Genomic DNA, 20049 nt, shown 5'->3' on the forward strand with positions numbered 1-20049 from the left:
CGGTCGCCCGTCACGTGCACCACGCGACGGCGTCAGGCTCTGCGAGCCCGAGTCACCCTGCAGGGGTCAGGACAAGCGTCTCCGTCGTCGCGGCATCCACCGCCTTGCCCGTGTATGCCCACCGCCTCTGGATTCCGGCGGCCCAGTCTTCCGCCTGATCCGTGTAGTGCTCATCGAAGGCGTGGCCGGAGGCCCCGGTCAGGTGGATCCACGTCGAATGGTCGAAGTCGGCGAGATCGACCACCATGCGCATCGACGGGACCGTCGTCGTCGCATACGAGACGCCGAGCTCCCAGCCGGTGGCGTTGACCACCGAGGCCCCTCCGCTCACGGGGTACGGTCCGCGGTTGAACAGGGCCTCGATCGGCGCGACGCCCGAAGAGCCGAGCGTGTCGCTGGTCAGGGTGATCGCGTGCAGGTCGCCCCAGTTCCAGTGCTTCACGGCACGGCCCTGAAGCGCGGACAGCTCGGCATACGCCTCCTCGGCGGACAGCGCGAGCATCTCCTCCATCCCGGCCACGTCGATCTCGGGGTTCGTCCAGAGCGGGTCCGACGGGTCGTCGAGCAGGGCGCCCACCACCGTGAACAGGCGGCCGTGGTCGTCGATCGGAAGCGGATGCTCGCGCTTCGCGAAGATGTTCCGGACGAGGTTCGACCACAGCACGTTGGCGTACGCGGCGGCGGGCGAGGCCGCGTGGTTCTGGGCATCCCAGGTGCGCAGCAGCGCGACCGCCTCCGCGGGGCCTGCACCCTTCACCTCGATGTCCGCCATCGCGCCGGCGAGCTGCTTGCCGATCCACATCTCGCTGTCCATCTGGATGTCGCGCATGTCCTCCGCCGTGAGGGGGGCCACCGCGGCGCGGCGCTCGATCAGGTGCGCGATGCGAGATGCGCGGTAGCCGTAGTCCCAGTCCCTGGAGAGGAAGTACCCGTAGTCGTCGGTCACGATCGCGTTGTTCGCGGTGACGATGTACCCGGACGACGGGTTGTAGGCGACCGGCAGATCCTCGAACGGGATGAAGCCGGTCCAGTCGTAGGCGCTGTCCCACCCCGGCTGCGGCATCCAGCCGTCTCCGGCGCCGCGGATCGGCAGCCGGCCCGGGGTCTGATACCCGATGTTGCCCTCGGTGTCGGCGTAGATCAGGTTCTGCGCGGGGACGTCGAACAGCGCGGCGGCCTTGCGGAAGTCGTCGAAGTCCTTCGCCGTCGAGAGCGCGAAGACAGCGGTGCCGGCCGTGCCGGGATCGAGCGCCGTCCAGCGCAGGCTGACCGCGTACTCGCTCTCGTCGGTCGTCGCAGGTTCCGCCACTGAGGCGCCGCCCGCCGCGAGACCGGGGTCGGCATCGCCGGCGATCGCGGTGAAGTCGTCGGTGAGGCCGGAGATGATCGGCCCGTGCACCGTGGATCTGATGGTCAGCGGGATGTCGTCGCCACCGGCGACCTTGATCGTCTCGGAGCGCTCCTCGAGCGGAACCAGGGCGCCGTCGCGCCAGTAGGAGTCGCCCTCGACTTTCTCGACGTACAGATCGGTGACGTCGGTGGTGAGGTTCGTGAACCCCCATGCGACGTGCTGGTTGTGCCCGATCACGATGCCGGGCAGGCCGGAGAACGAGAACCCGGCGACGTCGAAGGGGCAGGCATCCGTCACGGTGGAGCACTTCAGCTGCACCTGGTACCAGACCGACGGCAGGGAGGCCCCGAGGTGCGGGTCGTTGGCGAGCAGAGGCATGCCGCTCTCGGTATGGTCGCCGGCAACGACCCAGGAGTTCGAGCCGATGCCCTCGCCCACGTCGCCGACGAGCAGGCTGGCGGCTTCGATGACGTCGGACGCCTCCTGCCATTCGACGGTCGAGGTGGCCGCCTGGATCTCGTCGCCGGACTTCTGCGGAGAGTGTGAGGCGGGCTCGGCATCCGTCTCCAGCGCGGTGACGGTGGAGATCTTCGGCACGATCACCGGGTTCTCGTCGAAGGGGTAGGCGGGGTAGAGCTGCTCCAGCGTGGCCTGGACCCCCGCGGCGACACCGGGGTCTTCCGCGCCGGTGAGCTCGGTGGCCAGGAGCGCGCGCTCGGTCTCGTCTTCGATGTTGCCGCGGAGGTCCCAGGCCATCGCCTTGAGCCACGCGACCGAGTCGGCGGGCTCCCACGGCTCCGGCTCGTAGCTGCCGTACTGCATGCCGAGCACGGCATATTCTAGTGACAGCTCGGCGCCGGAGCGCGAGGCGAGATAGGCGTTCACGCCGTCGGCGTACGCCTCGTAGTAGCCGAGGGTGGTCTCGTCCATCGCCTCGACCTCTGCTTCGGCGACCTCGCGCCAGCCGAGGGTGCGGAGGAAGGCATCCGTCGCGGCCTGCGATTCGCCGAACATCTCGGCGACCCGCCCCGCGGTGACGTGGCGGCGGAAGTCCATCTCGAAGAACCGGTCCTGCGCGTGCACGAATCCTTCTGCGTAGAACAGGTCGTCGGTCGAATCGGCCGTGATCGTCGGGATGCCGCGTTCATCCCGCTGCACCGTGACCTCGGCCTTCAGGCCGTCGAGCGCGACCTCGCCCTCGGTCTGCGGGAACGAGCGCTGGATCGTCCACGTCACGAAGAACGCGAGAGCGACGGCCACCACGACCATTCCGGCGATGACGAGGAAGGCGATCCGCCCGATTCGCACGGCGAGCGGACGGCGTGAGGGTACGGCTGCTTCCAGGGGATCGGTCGTCATCGTCCAGAGCTCTTTCGGGTATCACGAGCTGAGACTCAGTCCCGCCGAGCCCAGATGCGCGTATCAGGTGGACGCGCCCTCGCATCCTATCCGGAGAGCGGCGGTGCCGGATGGCGCGCTCTGAACCTGTGGATCACCCGATCAGGCTCGGCTGCAGATCGCGCAGCGTCCGGCGATGCGTCATCCGCGTCACGCCGGCCATCGCGAGCACCAGCGCCCCCGCGAGCCAGAGGCCGAGGACTGCCAGGTCCCAGCCCGCCCGGCCGAGGTTCCCGCCGTACATCAGCTGGCGCATGGCGTCGACGACGTAGCCGAGGGGGAGGACGTGGTGGAGGGCCGCGAGCGGCGCGGGCAGCGTCTGCCACGGGAATGTGCCGCCGGCCGTCACGAGCTGCAGCACCATCAGCACCAGGCCGAGGAACTGCCCCACGGACCCGAGCCAGACGTTCAGCGCGAGGATGATCGCGGCGAACGTCGCCGAGGCCACGATCATCACGCCGAGCGTGCCGATCGGATGGTCGAACGTGAAGCCGAGCGTGATCGCGAGGATCCCCATCAGCCCCACCATCTGCACCGCCCCGAGCATCGCCGGGGTCAGCCAGCCGGCGAGCGTGATCCGGACGGGCGAGTGCAGCGCCGTGACCGCGCGGCGGGAGATCGGCTTGACGATCAGGAACAGCGCGTAGATCCCGATCCAGGCCGACAGCGCCGCGAAGAACGGTGCGAGGCCAGCGCCGTAGTCCTCGGCGGAGGCGACCTTGTCGCTGGACACCTTGACCGGGTCGGCGATCGTGTCGGCCTGCAGCGAGCGCAGTGCGGGAGTGGATGCCGGGATCCGCTGCACCCCGTCGGCCAGGCCGTCCCGCAGCTCGGCGGCGCCCGCGGCCAGAGTGCCCAGTCCGTCGCGGAGCTCGGCCGCCCCGTCGTTCACGGCCGCTGCTCCCGTGGCCGCGGTGGCGGCACCGGTCGCGAGCTCGGTCGCCCCGGATGCCACGGCAGCGGCACCGTCGGCCAGCCGGTCGACCTCGCCGACAGCCGTCTGCACGGTGGTGTTGCCGTCCCGGAGCCGCGTGGCGAGCGGGTCGAGACGGGTCAGGACCTGGTCGATCTCCTCCTGCGGCATCCCGCGTTCGGCGAGCGCGGTCGCGATGTCGCTGCGCACCTGCGGCAGCGCGTCGGATGCCTGCTGCATGGCGGAGCCGGCGCGGTCGGCGACGTCGGCGAGCCGGCGGTTGCCGTCGCTGACCTGCTGGGCGCCGGCAGCCAGGGTCGTCGCCCCGGCGGAGAGCTGAGCCGTGCCCTCGGCGAGCTGCGATGCGCCGTCGGCGAGGGTGGCGCTGCCGGATGCCGCGGAGTTCGCGCCGTCGGTCAGGCGGGTGGCGCCGTCGGTGGCGGTGACGAGGCTGTCGCGGATGTCGCTCAGCCCGGTGAGAAGCCGCCCGGCGGCCTCGCTCCCGACCATCTCGGCCACCGAGCTGCGGATCTTCTCGACGGCCTGCGCGCCCATGGATGAGGCGAGGTAGTTGTTGGCGTCGTTCGTCTCGAGCTCGATCCGCGCCTGGTGCGGATCGTCGCCCGCGGCCGAGGTCAGAGCGGCCGAGAAGTCGGCGGGGATCGTCACCGTGAAGTCGACCGCACCGTCGCGGAGAGCATCCGCCGCCTCCTCGGACGTCATCCGCTGCCAGTCGAACGCGTCGCCCTCGATCAGGTTCTCGGCGACCTTCTCGCCGTAATCGACGGTGGTGGAGGCCGCGACGGCCGCGCCGGCCTGGCCCGACGGGGTGGTCGACGGCGACGCCGCACCCACGTCGTCGACGACGAGCGCGACGGGCACCTCGGGGAACTTGGCGTACGGGTCCTGGTTGGCCCAGAGGTACAGGCCGCCGTAGAGGATCGGCACGCACACGAGTGCCACGAGGGCGATGACGCCCATCCGGCTCGCGGTGAGGCGTCGCAGCTCTGCCGCGATCATGGCGGGAACCTTCACTGCTCTGCTCCGATCTCGGTCGTGTGGTCGGCGGAGACGGGTGGAAAACCCGGAGCATCCGGGTCGCCGTCGGCGTGTTCATCGCCGACACGCGGGCGCACCGGCGTCTCGTCCCCGTTTTCGGAGTGCGCGGATGCCGCGGGCCGCGGCTCGTCGAGCACGAGAGGCTCGACCGGGCCCGAGGCGTTCACCGCGCCGAGCTCCTGCATCCGCTCCAGGGCGACGGCGGCGGACCCGCCGAGGATCACGAGCATCGCGTACCCGCGGTCGGCGAACTCGCCGGCGATGCGCCACCAGCCGTCCGGGCTGCCGCCGTGCCGGTCGGGAGAGACCAGGACGATGCTCTCGGTGCCCTCCCGGAGCACGGCGAGCTCGCACAGGATCCGCACGCGGGCCGCGGGGTCGACGTTTCCGATCGGGACGGAGGCGAGCTCCCCGAAGCCCAGCCCGTTCAGCCAGCGGCGGGCGTGCAGCGGGGTGGCGCCGAGGCCTGCGAACATCAGCTCCTCGCCGACGACTCCGGCGAGAGCGATGTCGGGGTGCGGGTCGCTGACGTCGGGGGCGTCGACCAGCGCGACGGCGCGGCGCAGCCGCCGGGAGCCCGCGGCGCCGTCGATCGTCACCCGGCCGGAGTCCGGGCGCATGCGCCCGCCCGCGATCAGGCCGAGCACGGTCGGACGCTGCTCGGTCTCGGCGATCGCGTAGCGCACGGCGCCGGTGTGGAACTCGAGGCTCGTCGGCGGCAGCGCCTGACCGGCCCTGCCCTTCGTCACCTCGTGGAGCGCGACCCTCATGCGCCGGTCTCCGCGGCGACGAACTCCGGGTGGGCGGCGAGCAGCGCGTCCGTCTCGCGCCAGGAGAGACCGGCGATGCTCAGCACCGTGCGCACCGCGACGTTCGCGGCGCCCGGGCTGTCGGCATCCGTCCTGGCGACCACGGTCCGTGCCATCTCCTCGATGAGGCGGGCGAGCGTCGGGGCGGCGAGATCGGTGCGGAAGCTGCCGTCGTCCTGCCCGCGGCGGGCGAGGTTCGCGACCGTGCGGCGCAGCGGTGCGAGCGCCTCGGCCGTGTGCTCGACGTGCGCCTCGTCGAGGGCGAGGGCTGCGGCGACCTGCACGTGTGCGGCCTCCTGCCAGAGAAGGGCGGTGAGGCGCGCCAGCGCGAGGCGGGCGTCGGCATCCGTCACCGATTCCGCGATCGCGTTGAAGCGCTGGGCGCCGTTCGCGATGAGCTCGCGGATCAGGGCGTCGCGGTCGTCGAAGTGGCCGTACAGGGTGCGGCGGGAGAGCCCTGCGCTGCGGGCGATCGCGTCGACGGAGGCGTGCGGGTCGCTCGCGAGGGCTGTGCGGGCGGCGTCGAGGATGCCGGCGCGATTCTCGACGGCATCGCGGCGGGGTGCACGGGTGGTCATGCGTCCAGGCTACTTAATATGCACAAGCATGTGCAAGATAGTTAGGCGGACTCACAGCATCCGTGTTCCGTGCGCACAGACAGGGGGCCGACACGCCGGATGTCGGACCGAACCGTGGAAACGGTCCGACAAGTGGCGTGTCGGCCCCCGGAGTGAAGAGGGGAGGAACCTGTCAGTCGGTGCCGGAGTCGAAGGCAGCGCCCTCGGATGCCACGTCGACGGCATCCGTCAGCGCCTCGTCGGCCTCGGACACAGAGCCGTGCACCGACTCCGTGATCTCGCCGGACTCGCCGGCCGTGACGCGGCCGACGAGCTCGCCGGTCGCCCCGCCGACCAGGCCGAGGCCCGCGTACTGCTCGAGACGGGCACGCGAGTCCGCGATGTCGAGGTTGCGCATCGTGAGCTGCCCGATGCGGTCGACCGGGCCGAAGGCGGCGTCGCCGACGCGCTCCATCGACAGCTTCTCGGGGCCGTAGGAGAGATTCGGGGAGACCGTGTCGAGGATCGTCCAGTCGTCGCCGCGACGCAGGCGGATCGTCACCGAGCCCGAGATCGTGAGGCCGACCCAGCGCTGGATGGACTCGCGCAGCATGAGCGACTGCGGCTCGAGCCAGCGTCCCTCGTACATCAGGCGACCAAGGCGCCGGCCCTGCTCGTGGTAGGTCGCGAGGGTGTCCTCGTTCAGGATGCCGTTGACGAGGCGCTCGTAGGCGATGAACAGCAGCGCCATGGCCGGGGCCTCGTAGATGCCGCGCGACTTCGCCTCGATGATGCGGTTCTCGATCTGGTCGCTCATGCCGAGGCCGTGGCGTCCGCCGATCGTGTTCGCCTCCTGCACCAGGGCCACCGGGTCGCTGAACTCGACGCCGTTGATGGCGACGGGGCGGCCGGCCTCGAAGGTCACCGTGACGTCTTCGGTCTCGATCGCGACCGACGGATCCCAGAACTTCACGCCCATGATCGGGTCTACGGTCTCGAGCGAGACGTCGAGGTGCTCGAGGGTCTTCGCCTCGTGCGTGGCGCCCCAGATGTTCGCGTCGGTCGAGTACGCCTTCTCGACGGAGTCGCGGTAGGGGAAGTCGTGGGCGACGAGCCACTCGCTCATCTCCTTGCGGCCGCCGAGCTCGGTGACGAAGTCGGCGTCGAGCCACGGCTTGTACACGCGCAGGCGGGGGTTCGCGAGGAGTCCGTAGCGGTAGAACCGCTCGATGTCGTTGCCCTTGTAGGTGGAGCCGTCGCCCCAGATGTCGACGCCGTCCTCCTTCATGGCGCGCACCAGCAGCGTGCCGGTGACGGCGCGGCCGAGCGGCGTCGTGTTGAAGTAGGTCCGGCCGCCGGAGCGGATGTGGAACGCGCCGCAGGAGAGGGCGACGAGACCCTCTTCGACCAGGGCGGTCTTGCAGTCGACCAGGCGAGACGCCTCGGCGCCGTACTCGAGCGCGCGGCCCGGGATCGACTCGATATCGTCTTCGTCGTACTGTCCGAGATCGCCGGTGTACGTGTAGGGCACTGCACCCTTGTCGCGCATCCACGCGACGGCGACGGAGGTGTCGAGTCCTCCGGAGAAGGCGATGCCGACGCGCTCGCCGACGGGCAGGGACTGGAGGACCTTGGACATGGTTCCCAGTCTATCGGCGGCATGTCGGCTGTTTCGGACGGGCCGCGGCCCCGCCACCCGGCGGTCGCCCGGCCGCGGATGGGCCCCGCTCGGCGGGTTACCCTCGGAGCCAGAGCGAACGAAGCTGGCTCCACGACCACCGCACGGTGGCTGGACACAGTGGACGAAGGAGTTCCCATGACCGATCTGCTCGCACGCCCGCCGTTCGACCCCGAACTGGGGGCCGCCCTCGCGCGGGAGAGATCGTCGTGTCGGTGATCGAGAAGGAAGGGCGCACGGGAACAGGCCCCGGGTTCTTCCACACCCACGGCGGCGGGATGATCCTCGGCAACAGGTGGCTCGGCGTCACGGGATTCCTCGACTGGGCCGAGCGGTTCAACGGCGTGATCGTCACGGTCGAGTACCGGCTGGCACCCGAGTTCCCGGATCCGTATCCGGTGGAGGACTGCTACGCGGCGCTGTGCTGGACCGCGGAGCACGGCGACGAGCTCGGCATCGACCCTGCGCGGCTGCTGATCGGCGGCGCCAGCGCGGGTGGCGGTCTCGCCGCGGGCACTGCGCTGCTCGCGCGCGACCGCCGCGGCCCCGCTCTCGTCGGCCAACTGCTGCTGTGCCCGATGCTCGACGACCGCGACGAGTCGGTCTCGACGCAGCAGATCGACGGGATCGGCGTGTGGGACCGCGGATCGAACGTCACCGGCTGGACGGCGCTTCTCGGTGACCGCAAGAGCGCGGCCGACGTCTCCATCTACGCCGCGCCGGCACGGGCGACCGACCTCTCCGGCCTTCCTCCGGCCTTCATCGACTGCGGAAGCGCCGAGGTCTTCCGCGATGAGGACGTCGCCTACGCCACCGCTCTCTGGGCAGCCGGTGTCCAGGCAGAGCTCCACGTCTGGGCCGGGGGATTCCACGGCTTCGACATGTTCGCGCCGCACGCCGCCGTGTCTCAGGCATCCGCCGCAGCCCGCGACAACTGGGTGAACCGGCTCCTCGCGTAGTCAGATCGCCCTGCGCCGGTGGTTCCGCGACCGGCGTAGGGTGGAACTCCCGCGCGATGGAGCCAGACATGCAAGATCTGCTGGGGCGGCTCACCGCCCTCGATCCGGATGCGAGCGAGACGCACAAGGTCGTGTCCTACTTCGACGCGCTCGTCGCGCGCTCGGTGGGTCTGGAGAGCCTGCTTCGCGGCGCCGCGGTGCTCAGCGGAGCGACCGTCGGGCATCGTGACGGGAAGCAGGTCATGCGGGTCCGCGCCGACGGAGTCCGCATCGACCCCGCCGAACCGGATCCGCAGTGGACGCTGCGCGAGAGCGGAGCGGATGCCGTCGCCTGGATCGAACGCGACGGGACCGCGCACACCAACGACGCCATGATCCTGGAGCGTCTCGCCCTCGCGCTGGGCATCGTGCGTGCCCGCCGGGCCGTCGGTCAGGAGAGCGCGGTGGAGCTGGCGATCAGCTCGTACGCGAGCGCCGACGAGCGGGCTGCGGCACTGTCGCGCCTTCGCCTGCCGCCGGTGCCGCTGCGCGTCGTGGCGTCGCCGCCGGACCCGGCGCCGCTGCCCGAGCATCCGTCGGCCGTGGTCGCCACCACGCACGGGCTCACGCGGGCGACTCTGATCACCGGTGCCGGGGATGCGGAGCAGGCCTGGCCGGATGCCGCGGCGCCCCGTCTCGGCGTCGGCCTCGCCGGCCCAGATCACGAGCTGCCGCGCTCCTGGTCGGCGGCGCTGATCGCCGCGCGGCTGACGAGCGCGGACGAGCCGGTGATCGACGCCGCCGCGCTCGGCGCGGCGCTTCTGGTCGCCGAGGCAGCCGGGTCGGGACCGCTGCATCCGGATGCTGCGGCTCTCGCCGGCCTGGATGCGAGGAGCCTCGAACTGCTGGACGCCATCGCCGCCGAGCACAGCGTGCGCGCCGCGGCCGTCCGCCTCGGACGCCATCACTCCAGCGTGCAGGAGCGGCTCGCGGCCCTGATCGACGTGCTCGGCTACGACCCGCGTACTTCGCGCGGGCGCATGCGCTACGCCCTCGCGCGGATGCTGCTCACGCTCGCCGGCTGAGCAGAAGAGTCCGCGGGGCGAGCGCGAGCAGGCGTCACGGGCAGACCACCTTCGGGTTCCAGTCGTCGAACATGCCTGCAACGTTGTGCTTCCAGAGCCAGAGGTGCAGCTCGTAGAACGCCGGCAGCCCGTAGCGGTTCTGCAGCTCGGCCTCGCCGGCTCCCGGCATCCGGTGGAACGTCTGGCCGAAGAGCTCGGGCACCGCGCCGCCGAGCGTCGACTCGAAGGCGACGTACTCCACGGCGACGAGCTTCAGGTGGCCGTGCTTGTCGGGCTCGTACACGAGCACCTCAGGGGTCGCCGGGTCGAACGCCGGGTCGAGCACGAGGCCGAGGTTGACGTAATGGATGCCCATGCCTCCGGCACCGGGCTTGTCGATGCAGGCGATGTGCGCCGCGTCTTCGAGCAGGCCGTATCCGGCGGCCTCGGCCGCGGTGACGTCCTGGAACTGCGCGGTCGCGGCGCGCACCTCCGCGATGGCGGCCTGGGAGGTGAGGTCGTCGTCGGCGTGGTCGTGCGCGTTGGCCGGTGCGGCCCCCGCGACGGCCAGCGCGACCGTCGCCGCGGTCGCCGCGAACCCGGCGACGAGGCGCCGGCGCAGCGGTGCGCGCATCACACGCCCTCCTTCACGAGGTGGATCTCGTCGGCGACGAGTCCGTGCGCCTCACGGTGCACCCGGTTCGCCGTGTCCGGGTCGGGTGCGTCGACGAGGCAGAAGATCCTGCCTCCCGGCTCGTCGACCCAGTAGCGCAGGTACTGCACGTCGTAGGCTGCCTGGGTCTGGAGGTCGGCGGCGTGCGCCTTGGCGACGTCGTCCATCGTCACGGCCTCGCCGAGCGAGTGGACATCCATGTAGAGCGGCATGATTTCGTTCCCTTCGTGGTGTGTGGAGCGGATGCATCCAGCACACCGCACCGGCAACATGGGCGCATGGGCGGCGGGTGCCCAGGTTGCGGCGTCCGATCACCCGGTTTTCCGAACCGGATGCCGCGGCAGGGTCAGCTCAGCGCCGGAACCAGTCCCGACTCGCGCGCGATGCCGGCGGCCTCACGCCGTGTCGGCACGCCGAGTTTCGTGAGGATCGCGGACACGTGATGGTCGACGGTTCGCACCGAGAGCACGAGCCGCTCTGCGATCTCGTCATTGCTCAGCGTCTCGCACAGGAGCGTCAGCACCTCCTGCTCGCGACGGGTGAGGCCCGCCGGGTTCGCCCGCGTGGTCGCGCGCGAGCCGACGGGGATGGCGCGCAGCCCGAGCCCGCGCATCCGTCGCCGGGTGGCGGCCGCGGCGGCGACGGCACCGAGCCGGTCGAACCGGGTGATCGCGTCACGCAGGTGCGCTTCGTCGTCGGAGAACGCGAGCACGAGCGCCGCGTGATACCCGTATCCCAGCGCCTCCCACGCCTCGACGGCATCGTGGCGCCGGCCCGCGAGCTCATGACCGGCCGCGGCCGTCGATGTGGCTCCGGAGGCGCCGCCGAGCAGGCGGTGCTCCCATTCCCGCACGGAATCGGCGGTGCACGCCGCGACTCCGGCCACGGATCTCACGGCGCGCTCGGTCTCGCTGCGTGCCGCGTCGAGATCGCCGCCGAGCCAGTGCGCCTCGATGAGGTTCAGCGCCGACTGCGCCTCGTACTGCGGCTGCCCGGAGCCGCGGGCGATCGCGTCGGCTTCGACGAGCAGCGCCATCCCCGATTCCTCACCCCGGCGTGCGCGGATGCGCCCTCCGATCGAGAGACACGTGTACCGGTTGAGCGGCGTGAGCGGCATCCCGGCCGAACCGTCGACGATGGCGAGCGCCTCGTCCCACTCGCCTCGCCACTCGGTGATCTCGCTGTGCTCCATCTGGAGGCACCAGCCGTAGCTGAGCGTGTCGTGGGCCTCGCAGTAGGCCCACCCCTCCTCGTACACCTCGATCGTCTCGGCGATGCGCTGCTCACTCCCGAGCGCCCAGTGCAGGTTGTTGTAGGCGCGACCGGCCTGGTCGGCGATGCCGGCGTCGAGCGCGACGCGGAGGGCCTCGCGCATCGGCGGCTCCCAGTCCCCGCCGGTCACCGCGAGCGCGCAGGCGAAGGTGTCGAGCGCGTCGGCCCGCACCTCCGGCAGGTCGAGCTCCTTCCCGAGCGCCCCGGCGCGCAGGGCGAGGTCGATCGCCTCCTCGCTGCGGCCGTTGAGCATCCGATCGCCGGCCAGGTACGCGAGCGCCGTCGCGTACTCGGGGGTGTGCGCGTGCGGGACGAGCACCTCGACGGCGCGCTCGGCGGTCGCCGTGGCTGCCGCGCCGTCGGCGATGCGCTGCTGTGCGCGGGCGAGCCCTCGGAGGCTGTCGCCCTCGCGCAGCGTGTCGCCGAGCGCGTGCCAGAGCTCGGCGGCGCTCCGCCGCGCGTCCAGCGCGCGCACGCCCTGATCGACGACCGCCGCCTCCCTGCCGAGGATGTCGAAGAGCGCGGCGTGCTCGGCGACGGGCAGGTCATCGGCATGCCGGGTTGCGCGCTCGAAATGCACGAACGCCTCGCGATGCGCGCCGAGGGCCGCGGCATCGTGACCGGCCCGGCGGGCGTACTCGAGCGTGGCCCCGGAGTCGCCCGCTCCCTCGGCGTGGAAGGCCAGGCGTGCGGCATCCGATGCTCCCGCCTCGACCAGCGCGGCGAGGATCGTCCGGTGCAGCGCGATCCGCCGGTGCGCCGGCACCGCCTCGTCGACGGCGCGACGCGCGAGCTCGTGCCGGAAGGCGAACCCGGTGCCGGCGGCCCGCACGATGCCGCAGGTGAGCATCTCGTCGATCCCGCGCGGTGATGCATCGGCGACCTTCTCCAGCAGCGCGGGCGATACGCTGCGCCCGATCAGGGATGCCGCGTCGAGCACGTGCCGCGCGTCGGAGCCCAGGCGTGCCGCGCGCGCGAGCACCAGGTCGCGCACCGACGTCGGCAGCCCGCCGGGAGCGCCCGCCCGCAGAACCTCGGTGACGAAGAACGGGTTGCCGCCCGTCGCCGCGTGCAGCGCCACGGGGTCGAATTCGCGACGGCCGGCCAGTGCGGCGACCGCGTGCGGGGAGAGCGAGGGCAGGTCGATGCGCCTCGTGGCGCGCTGCACGGCGAGCTGGCCGAGCACGTCGAGCAGGCGGGGACGGGGCTCGTCGTCGCGGAAGGTGACGACGACGAGTGCGGGCAGTTCGCGCACGCGGCGTCCGAGGAAGCGCAGCAGGTCGAGCGTGGCGTCGTCGGCCCAGTGCACGTCCTCGAAGACGGCGACCGTGAGGCGGCCGTGACCGGCGAGCGCGGCTCGTGCCCCCTCGAAGATGCGGTCCCGGGAGACGCCTTCGCGGCACAGCCGCTCGAGGTCGTCGCCGAGCACCGGCGCCATGTCGAGCAGCGGCCCGAGCGGACGCGGCGTCGAGAGCGGATCGCAGGCGCCCCAGGCCCAGAGCGCGGCATCCGTCTGCCGTTCGAACGACTCGATCAGCGAGGACTTGCCCACTCCGGCCTCGCCGGCGACCAGCACGAGCCTCCCCGCGCCCGAACGCGCCTGATCCGCGTACTCGCGCAGTGCGGACAGCTGCGACTCCCGCTCGAGGAGCTCCATGCGCTGACACTACGCCCGCGCGGGGCGCGAGGGAATCCCCGGTTCAGGCGCCCGCGGCGCAGGATGACGCGCGACCGGACGTCAGAAGAAGCTCGAGTACTCCTCGAGCCGCTTCTCGTACTCCTCGCGATCCGCCTCGCTGAGCACCGCACTGGCGATCACCACGATCTGCAGGCCCTCGAGCGGCTCGCCGGTGCGTGCGTTCTGCGCCTCGCGGGTCTTCAGGAAGTCGCCGGTGGGGTCGTTCGAGAGGTCGAAGATGTCGGCGTAGAACCGCATCGGCTCCGGGTAGTTCTCGGAGTAGTACTCCCAGGTGTGCTGCTCGCGCGGATCCGCGCTGCCGTAGAGCTTCTCGAGCATCGACGGGTCGATCCCCGAGTACTGGTCGTTGAACGAGTAGAGGTACGACATCCCGTGCTCCGTGACCACGTCGTCGATCACGCCCATCACCTCGACCTTGCGGTCGTGGTCCTGGATCGGCTCGGTGGTGGCCCACCCGGCGGATGCGTACTCCACGAGCATCGACTCCCCGCCGTAGCCGTTGCGCTCCGGACGGAAGTCCTCGTCGCCGACCTGCACCCACTCGTAGCCGAACTCGTCGGTGATCCGGGCGCGGATGTCGGCGAACAGGCTCTCCGCCGCAGCCTGCACCTCCTCGAGGGACTGCTGGCTCAGAGCATCCTGCGGATCGGTGTCCTTGATCCCGGGATAGGCCTCCTCGTGCTTCTGCTCCTCGGTCTTCATGCCGTCGTAGCTGCCGGATGCCGAGGTCTGCACTGCGCTCAGGCCGCCGACGGTCGCGACGTTGAAGAGCACGGCGATCACGATCGCGATGCCGCCCAGCATCCGCCCGCGCGCTGTCACCAGCGCGGCGACGATCAGCGCGACCACGGCGAGCTGGACCGCGAGCATCGTGACGCTGTAGAGGATGTCGGTGCCGCCGGCCAGCAGGGTGCCGAGCAGGATCAGGGCGAACAGGATCGAGACGCCGAGCGCCACCCAGCCGAGGATGTTCGCGGGCTGCTTCACGTCTTCAGCGGTCGCGGCAGCGGTCGCGGATGACGGCGCGGATGCGGCGGCGGATGCCGTCGCGACAGGAGCATCCGCCGGTGCGGGCGAGCCGGTCTGCTGGCGCCGCGCGCCGCGGTACCCGCCGGGCGGAGGAACCGGCGGAGCGCCCTCCGTGCCCGCGATGTAGCGCTGGCGCTGCTTCTCGTGATCCATCCCGTTCATCACCGTCTCATCACCAGGGCTTGTCCGTTCCCGACCCGTCGCCGTCGTCCTCGCCCTGCTGCTGGTCGCGCTCCTGCGTGCCCTGCTCGAGCTTCTCCTTCAGATCGTCGAGCTTCTCCTCCGACGGCTGTGGCTCGGGCTCGTCCTGAGGCTTCTCCTCGGGCTCGGGCGGAGGCTGCTGCTGGTCCTGCTGCTTCTGCTTGAGGCGATCCTCGAGATCCTCCTGGGTCTGCTGCATGTCGCGCTGCGGGTCGGATGACTGCTTCTGCGCCTCTTCGCTGCTGCACTCCTCCGGCGTCTCCGCGGTGATCGTCAGCGCCTCGCCGTAGAGCTCGGCGGCAGCGGCCCCGTCTCCGCCGGCGCGGGCGGCGTCGCCCATCCGCTCGATCACGAGCGCCAGGTTGATCCGCACGCCGCAGACCTCGAGACCCTGCGCGAGGGCGAGGGCCTCCTCGAGCTTCACGCGGGCTTCGGGCAGATTGTCGGACCCGGCCAGCGCCGTGCCCACGTTGAAGGGCGCCTTGTACGGCTCGAACCAGTTCAGGAACTCCTGGCCGCGCGCCGACGCCTCCGACCCGGAGTAGTCGTCGGCGACGTAGGCGGTGACGGCCTGGTGTGCGAACGCGTACATGCTCAGGATCTTGCCGACGAACAGCAGCGCCGCCAGCGTCAGCGGCAGAGTGCCGATCGCGATCCAGCGGCGGATGCGGCGGCGCCGCCGGTTCGACGCCAGCAGAGCGGATGCCGCGGCTGCGGTGTCTGTCATGAGGCACCTCCGTCGGAGAACTGGGTTCCTGAGCTCGTGCGGGTTCCTGAGCTTGTCGAAGGACCCGTGGTGTGTGGCGCTTCGACAGGCTCAGCGACCCGGTTTCGGGTGTGTCGCGCTTCGACAGGCCCAGCGACCCGGTTTCGGGTGTGAGGCGCTTCGACAGGCTCAGCGACCCCGTTCCGGGTGTGAGGCGCAGCGACCCGATCCGGGGCGCGCAGCTGCCGCAGCCGCGCGACGAGCATCGCCGCGCGGGCGAGCTCGAAGCCGAGCAGGGCGACGACGATGACGGCGGCGATCCAGTACAGCTCCGTCACGTTGCCGACCGTGCCCGACTCGGCATAGCTGGTGGTGGTCGACGGCGCCTCCGGCAGCGTCGGCGCGGCATCCGCCTTCCGGTGCTGGTACTCGACGCCGAGTTGGCCCGCGAGCGTCTCGAGGTTCTTCTCGTCGATCACCGACAGCGCATCCTCGCCCAGGTACTCGATGTACTCCTTGTGCTGGGTCCCTGAGCCTGTCGAAGGGCCGTCGAGGCTCCCGGTGGTGAGCTGCATCGGGCCGCCCTCGGCGGTGCCGTAGCCGAGTACCGCACCGGCATCCGTGTACTTCTCGCTGCCCTTGAACGACTCCGGGGGCGACGTCACCGTCTGCTCGCCGTCGCCGAAGTAGAACACCATGCGGCTGCGCTCGGGAGAGCTCTCCGCGGCCGCCGACAGCGTGTTCTGCAGCATCCGGTTGGCGATGCCGATCGAGCTGCCGCGCGACTGGCTGGTCACCTCTGGGCGCAGCACCTCCAGCGACGAGATCAGCGCGGTGGTGTCGGTGGTGAGCGGCAGCCGCAGGTCGGCAGAGGCGTCGAACGTGATCAGCGCGAACCGGGCGCCGGGGTACTCCTCGACGATCGCCTGGATGTCGGCACGGACGCCGTCGAGCCGCGGCTTGTCGCCGTCCCAGTCCTCGGCCACGATGCTGGCGGTCGTGTCGACGACGAGGACGATGTCGGTGTCCGTCGCGAGGGTCTGCGTGGCGCCACCCGGGATGCCGGGACGCAGCAGCATCACGAAGCAGGCGAGCAGCATCACCAGTCGCAGCGCCCACAGCGCGCGATGTGTCTTCTGGGTTCCTGAGCCCGCCGTCGAAGGGCCCTTCACAAGGGCGAGCACGGCGATCGCGGCGACCGGCAGCACGAACAGCAGCAGCAGGAAGACGTTGAGCACTGGCTGGAAGATCACAGTCTCACCCTCCAGAGCACCACGATGAACGACAGCGCCGAGATCATCAGCACCACGATCCACAGGTTCGGGGTGTCGGTCCACACCACCTGGGCCTGCCCCTTCAGCGCCGTGGCCTCCTGCGCCTGCACCTCGGCGACGATGTCGCCGACCGTCGTGGTGTCGCGCAGGCCGTACGCCGTGCCTCCGGTGACCTCGGCCGCCTCGGCGAGCTGTGCGCTGATCTCGGCATCCTTGCCCTGCACAGGGTTGAGGGCGAACACGCGCACGCCGACGGACTTCGCGTAGGCCGCCGCCTCCTCGAGCGTCACGATGGAGGCGCCGTTCACCTCGTTGTCGGTCGCGAAGATGATCGACCGGCTTCGCTCGTCGTCCGGGTGATCGAAGGCCAGCGCGCACGCCGCCAGCCCGTCGCCGATCAGCGAAGCGCCGTTGCCGTTGAGGGTGCCCACCCAGTGCTCCGGCACCTCCTCGAGGTAGTCGAAGCTCGACGTCATGCTCTGCAGGTGCCCGCGGATGAACTCGTAGTCATCGGTCAGCGGGAAGATCTGCACCGGCGAGCTGTTGAAGATCGTCAGTCCGATCCGCTCGCCCTTGAAGTCCTCGAGCAGCTCCTCGAACACGCTCAGCACCTCGACGTCGACCTCGCTCATCGAACCCGAGACGTCGAGGCACAGCATGATGTCGCGGCTGGTGTTCACCGGCTGGATCGTCTGCGGCGACATCGGCCGGGCGGCGACGACTCCGGCGGAGGCAGCTGCGATCACCCCGAGGAGCAGGATGCCGGAGAGCGCGAGCACGCGACGGCGCAGCGCCTGCCGGAACGTCGGCAGCGCGCGGAGCCGCTCCGCGCGCGCGACGCGGGCCCGTTCGCTCGCACCGGTGCGGGCGTGGCCGCGGAGGCCGAGGACGATCCCGACCGCCAGCGCGACGAGGATCACGCCGGCGGCGACGAGCAGCATCCACCAGTTCTCTAGTGCCATGTGCGCACCACCGTCCTGGCGGCCTCGGCGCCCGCCGCGGGATCGATCGCGGGGCCCTGCCGGAAGATGCTCGGGTAGTAGTGGCGGCCCATCGCGTCGATGAGCGCGGGGTGCACGCCGCGCGCCACCAGGTCGTCGAGCGCGAGCACCGGCGCCTCGAGTCCGCTGTACTCGTTCACGAAGGTGCGCACGACGCGGCTGAGCTCGAGGTTGGCGTTGCGGGCGCTGAGCCTGCGGGCGCGGTAGTCGTCTTCGATGCGCTGGATCCGCTCGAGATACTCGACCCGCAGCTGCGACAGCACGTCCATGGTCAGCAGCGGCTGCGGGGTGTCGCCGGTGGCCGCGAGGCTCCGCCGAGGGCGGGTGAGCATGACGACCACCCAGGCGGCCGTGATCAGCAGCACCAGGATGCCGATGGCGAGCAGGATCCAGCCCCAGCCGTACTGCGCCGGGGGATAGAGCTCATCGGAGCCGGTCATCCGATCACCCCCCTGCATTCGAACGGGAGGCGAGCAGCCGCAGCAGCTGCGACACGGCGTCGCTCTGCCCTTCGAGCACGGAGTGGCTGATCTCCATGCGCTTGAGGATCTCGGCGAGGCGCGCGGCATCCGCCTCGGTCTGCGCCGCGAGCTCGCGCACGATGTCCAGGTCGCCCTGCACGAAATCGGGCACGTCCCACGCGCTGTCGACGTCGGTGCGGATCGTGCCGCTGGTGTGATCGAGCACCGGGTCGGCGTCTCGCACCGTCAGCCAGAGCACATCGTGCTGCACGCGCAGGCGGCGCAGCATCCGCTCCGTCTCATCGGTGATCGGCGCCTCGTCGGTGATCACCACGACGATCATGCGGCGGGAGATCGTGCGGGTGACGAAGGACAGGAGCGCGTCCCGGTCGCTGGGCGCGGCGCTCTCCTCGATCGCCGTGTCGATCGTGCGCAGGGCGTGCTCGAGCGCGCCCTCGCTGCGGCCGGGGGCCCGCCTGCGCACCCGGGCGGCGTCGCCGTAGACCACGGTGAAGTCGTCGCCGTGGCGCAGCGCCAGCACGCCGAGCACCCCTGTCGCGAGGATCGCGAGGTCCTTCTTGGACTGCTCGTCGTGCGCCAGCGCCGCCATCGAGCGCCCGGTGTCGACCACGAACAGGACCGTGTGCATGCGCAGCGCGCGGTGGCGCTTGACCAGCGGGGTGCCCTGACGGGCGGTCGCCCGCCAGTCGATGTCGCGCACCGAGTCGCCGTACTCGTACTTGCGGAGGTCCTCGAAGTCGAGGCTGCGGCCGTGCAGCAGCGACGCGTAGGCGCCGTCGAGCGCGTGCAGCGACTTGCGCGACGAGTGGATGAAGAGCTTGCTCTTCACCTGCGTGATCAGGCTGGCCATGAGTCCCTGAGCTTGTCTTCCGTCGGTCCCTGAGCTCTCTTGGATCGCTGAGCTTGTCGAAGCGTCAAGGCGTCGGGACGCTGGCGAAGATCTGGTCGATGATCTCCTCGCTGCGGATGCCCTCGGCATCCGCCTCGAAAGTCAGCAGCACACGGTGGCGGAGAACCAGGTGGCGCAGGGCCCTGATGTCCTCCGGGAGCACGTGCGCGCGGCCGTTCAGCAGCGCGAGCGCGCGCGAGGCCTGCAGGAACGCGATGCTCGCACGCGGGCTGGCACCGTACTTGATGTAGCGGGCGCGCTCCTCGCCGATGTACGGCGCGGGGTTCCTGGTGACGTACGCGATCGAGACGATGTAATTGCGGATCGCCGGGTCGACGTAGATGCGCGACGCGGTGTCCTGCAGCAGTTGCACGTCGTCGAGGGTCACGGCGCTGGAGACGTGACGGTCGGGGTCCAGCACGCCGGAGTCGATGCGGCTGAGGATCTCGAATTCGTCGGCCGGGCTCGGGTACTCGACGATCTCCTTGAGCAGGAAGCGGTCCATCTGGGCCTCGGGGAGCTCATAGGTGCCCTCCTGCTCGATCGGGTTCTGCGTCGCGATCACGAGGAACGGCTTCGGCAGATGGTGGATCTCGCCGCCGATCGTGGTCTGGTGCTCCTGCATCGCCTCGAGCATCGCGCTCTGCGTCTTCGCGCTGGAGCGGTTGATCTCGTCGAGGAGGACGAAGTTCGCGTGCACCGGCCCGAGCACGGTGCGGAACGAGCCGGTTGCGGAGTCGTAGATCTGGTTGCCGGTGATGTCGCTCGGGAGCAGGTCGGGCGTGCACTGGATGCGCTTGAACTGCGCCTTGATGGTGTCGGCGAGCGTGCTCGCGGCGGTGGTCTTCGCGAGCCCGGGCACACTCTCGAGCAGGATGTGACCGCCGGCGATCAGGGAGATCAGCAGGCTCATCCGGAGGCGCTCCTGGCCGACCATCTTCGCCGAATACGCGTCGGAGATGACCTTCAGCACGTCGCCGGCGCGGCGCAGCTCGGACTCGGTCGGTGCGTCCTTGGTGGCGGATGTCTGCGCCGGTGCCGTAGCGGTCGCCGGTG

At 70.8% G+C, this 20049-nt stretch carries 17 protein-coding genes; 2 read left to right on the forward strand and 15 right to left on the reverse strand.

From position 1 onward, the window contains the following. Nucleotides 1-52 precede the first annotated feature (52 nt). From IPV10_RS07335 to argG, 5 genes are all read right to left on the reverse strand, one after another. On the reverse strand, nt 53-2710 hold the full coding sequence (locus IPV10_RS07335; protein WP_207482217.1) for a penicillin acylase family protein: 2658 nt from the start codon (nt 2708-2710) through the stop codon (nt 53-55). Between the two features lie 133 nt (nt 2711-2843). After that, nucleotides 2844-4697, reverse strand: a complete 1854-nt coding sequence (locus IPV10_RS07340) for a YhgE/Pip family protein (protein ID WP_207482219.1) — start codon at nt 4695-4697, stop codon at nt 2844-2846. Then, on the reverse strand, nt 4694-5491 hold the full coding sequence (locus IPV10_RS07345) for a hypothetical protein (RefSeq protein WP_207482226.1): 798 nt from the start codon (nt 5489-5491) through the stop codon (nt 4694-4696). The genes IPV10_RS07340 and IPV10_RS07345 overlap by 4 nt, the downstream gene beginning before the upstream one ends. Then, nucleotides 5488-6108, reverse strand: coding sequence for a TetR/AcrR family transcriptional regulator (locus IPV10_RS07350; protein WP_207482228.1), 621 nt, complete (start codon nt 6106-6108; stop codon nt 5488-5490). Before IPV10_RS07350 ends, IPV10_RS07345 begins: the two co-directional genes overlap by 4 nt. A 172-nt stretch (nt 6109-6280) precedes the next feature. Beyond that, the gene (gene argG, locus IPV10_RS07355; RefSeq protein ID WP_207482236.1) at nt 6281-7726 is read right to left on the reverse strand and encodes an argininosuccinate synthase; all 1446 of its coding nucleotides are present in this window, start codon (nt 7724-7726) and stop codon (nt 6281-6283) included. Nucleotides 7727-7980: 254 nt separating this feature from the next. On the opposite strand from argG, the gene IPV10_RS07360 reads away from it, so the two are divergent. Beyond that, nucleotides 7981-8724 (forward strand): alpha/beta hydrolase, encoded by a 744-nt coding sequence (locus IPV10_RS07360; RefSeq protein ID WP_374192222.1) that lies wholly within the window; start codon nt 7981-7983, stop codon nt 8722-8724. Nucleotides 8725-8792: 68 nt separating this feature from the next. Further along, complete coding sequence (locus IPV10_RS07365) at nt 8793-9788, forward strand: helix-turn-helix domain-containing protein (protein ID WP_242684733.1); 996 nt, start codon at nt 8793-8795, stop codon at nt 9786-9788. A 34-nt stretch (nt 9789-9822) separates the two neighbouring features. On the opposite strand, the gene IPV10_RS07370 is transcribed toward IPV10_RS07365, so the two are convergent. The 10 genes from IPV10_RS07370 to IPV10_RS07415 all read right to left on the reverse strand — a co-directional run. Further along, the gene (locus IPV10_RS07370; RefSeq protein WP_207482245.1) at nt 9823-10401 is read right to left on the reverse strand and encodes a hypothetical protein; all 579 of its coding nucleotides are present in this window, start codon (nt 10399-10401) and stop codon (nt 9823-9825) included. Beyond that, entirely contained in the window at nt 10401-10652 is a 252-nt protein-coding gene (locus IPV10_RS07375) for a DUF4242 domain-containing protein (RefSeq protein WP_207482247.1), read from the reverse strand. The genes IPV10_RS07370 and IPV10_RS07375 overlap by 1 nt, the downstream gene beginning before the upstream one ends. Nucleotides 10653-10786: 134 nt before the next feature. After that, entirely contained in the window at nt 10787-13369 is a 2583-nt protein-coding gene (locus IPV10_RS07380) for an AAA family ATPase (protein ID WP_207482249.1), read from the reverse strand. An 81-nt stretch (nt 13370-13450) separates the two neighbouring features. Beyond that, nucleotides 13451-14602 (reverse strand): DUF4064 domain-containing protein, encoded by a 1152-nt coding sequence (locus IPV10_RS07385; protein WP_242684734.1) that lies wholly within the window; start codon nt 14600-14602, stop codon nt 13451-13453. A 10-nt stretch (nt 14603-14612) separates the two neighbouring features. Beyond that, nucleotides 14613-15368, reverse strand: coding sequence for a hypothetical protein (locus IPV10_RS07390; RefSeq protein ID WP_207482250.1), 756 nt, complete (start codon nt 15366-15368; stop codon nt 14613-14615). Continuing rightward, a complete protein-coding gene (locus tag IPV10_RS07395) occupies nt 15365-16600 on the reverse strand; it encodes a VWA domain-containing protein (RefSeq protein WP_207482252.1) in 1236 nt (411 codons plus the stop codon). The genes IPV10_RS07390 and IPV10_RS07395 overlap by 4 nt, the downstream gene beginning before the upstream one ends. After that, nucleotides 16597-17583 carry a VWA domain-containing protein gene (locus tag IPV10_RS07400; protein WP_242684735.1) on the reverse strand — a complete coding sequence of 329 codons (987 nt, stop codon included), beginning with the start codon at nt 17581-17583 and terminating at the stop codon, nt 16597-16599. Before IPV10_RS07400 ends, IPV10_RS07395 begins: the two co-directional genes overlap by 4 nt. Continuing rightward, nucleotides 17574-18062, reverse strand: coding sequence for a hypothetical protein (locus tag IPV10_RS07405; RefSeq protein WP_207482254.1), 489 nt, complete (start codon nt 18060-18062; stop codon nt 17574-17576). The genes IPV10_RS07400 and IPV10_RS07405 overlap by 10 nt, the downstream gene beginning before the upstream one ends. Nucleotides 18063-18066: 4 nt before the next feature. Then, entirely contained in the window at nt 18067-18954 is an 888-nt protein-coding gene (locus tag IPV10_RS07410) for a DUF58 domain-containing protein (RefSeq protein WP_207482256.1), read from the reverse strand. A 64-nt stretch (nt 18955-19018) separates the two neighbouring features. Beyond that, on the reverse strand, nt 19019-20049 hold a 1031-nt coding region (locus IPV10_RS07415), incomplete at its 5' end, for an AAA family ATPase (RefSeq protein WP_374192223.1).

Source organism: Microbacterium sp. SD291 (genome assembly GCF_017355365.1).
Classification (GTDB): Bacteria; Actinomycetota; Actinomycetes; order Actinomycetales; family Microbacteriaceae; genus Microbacterium.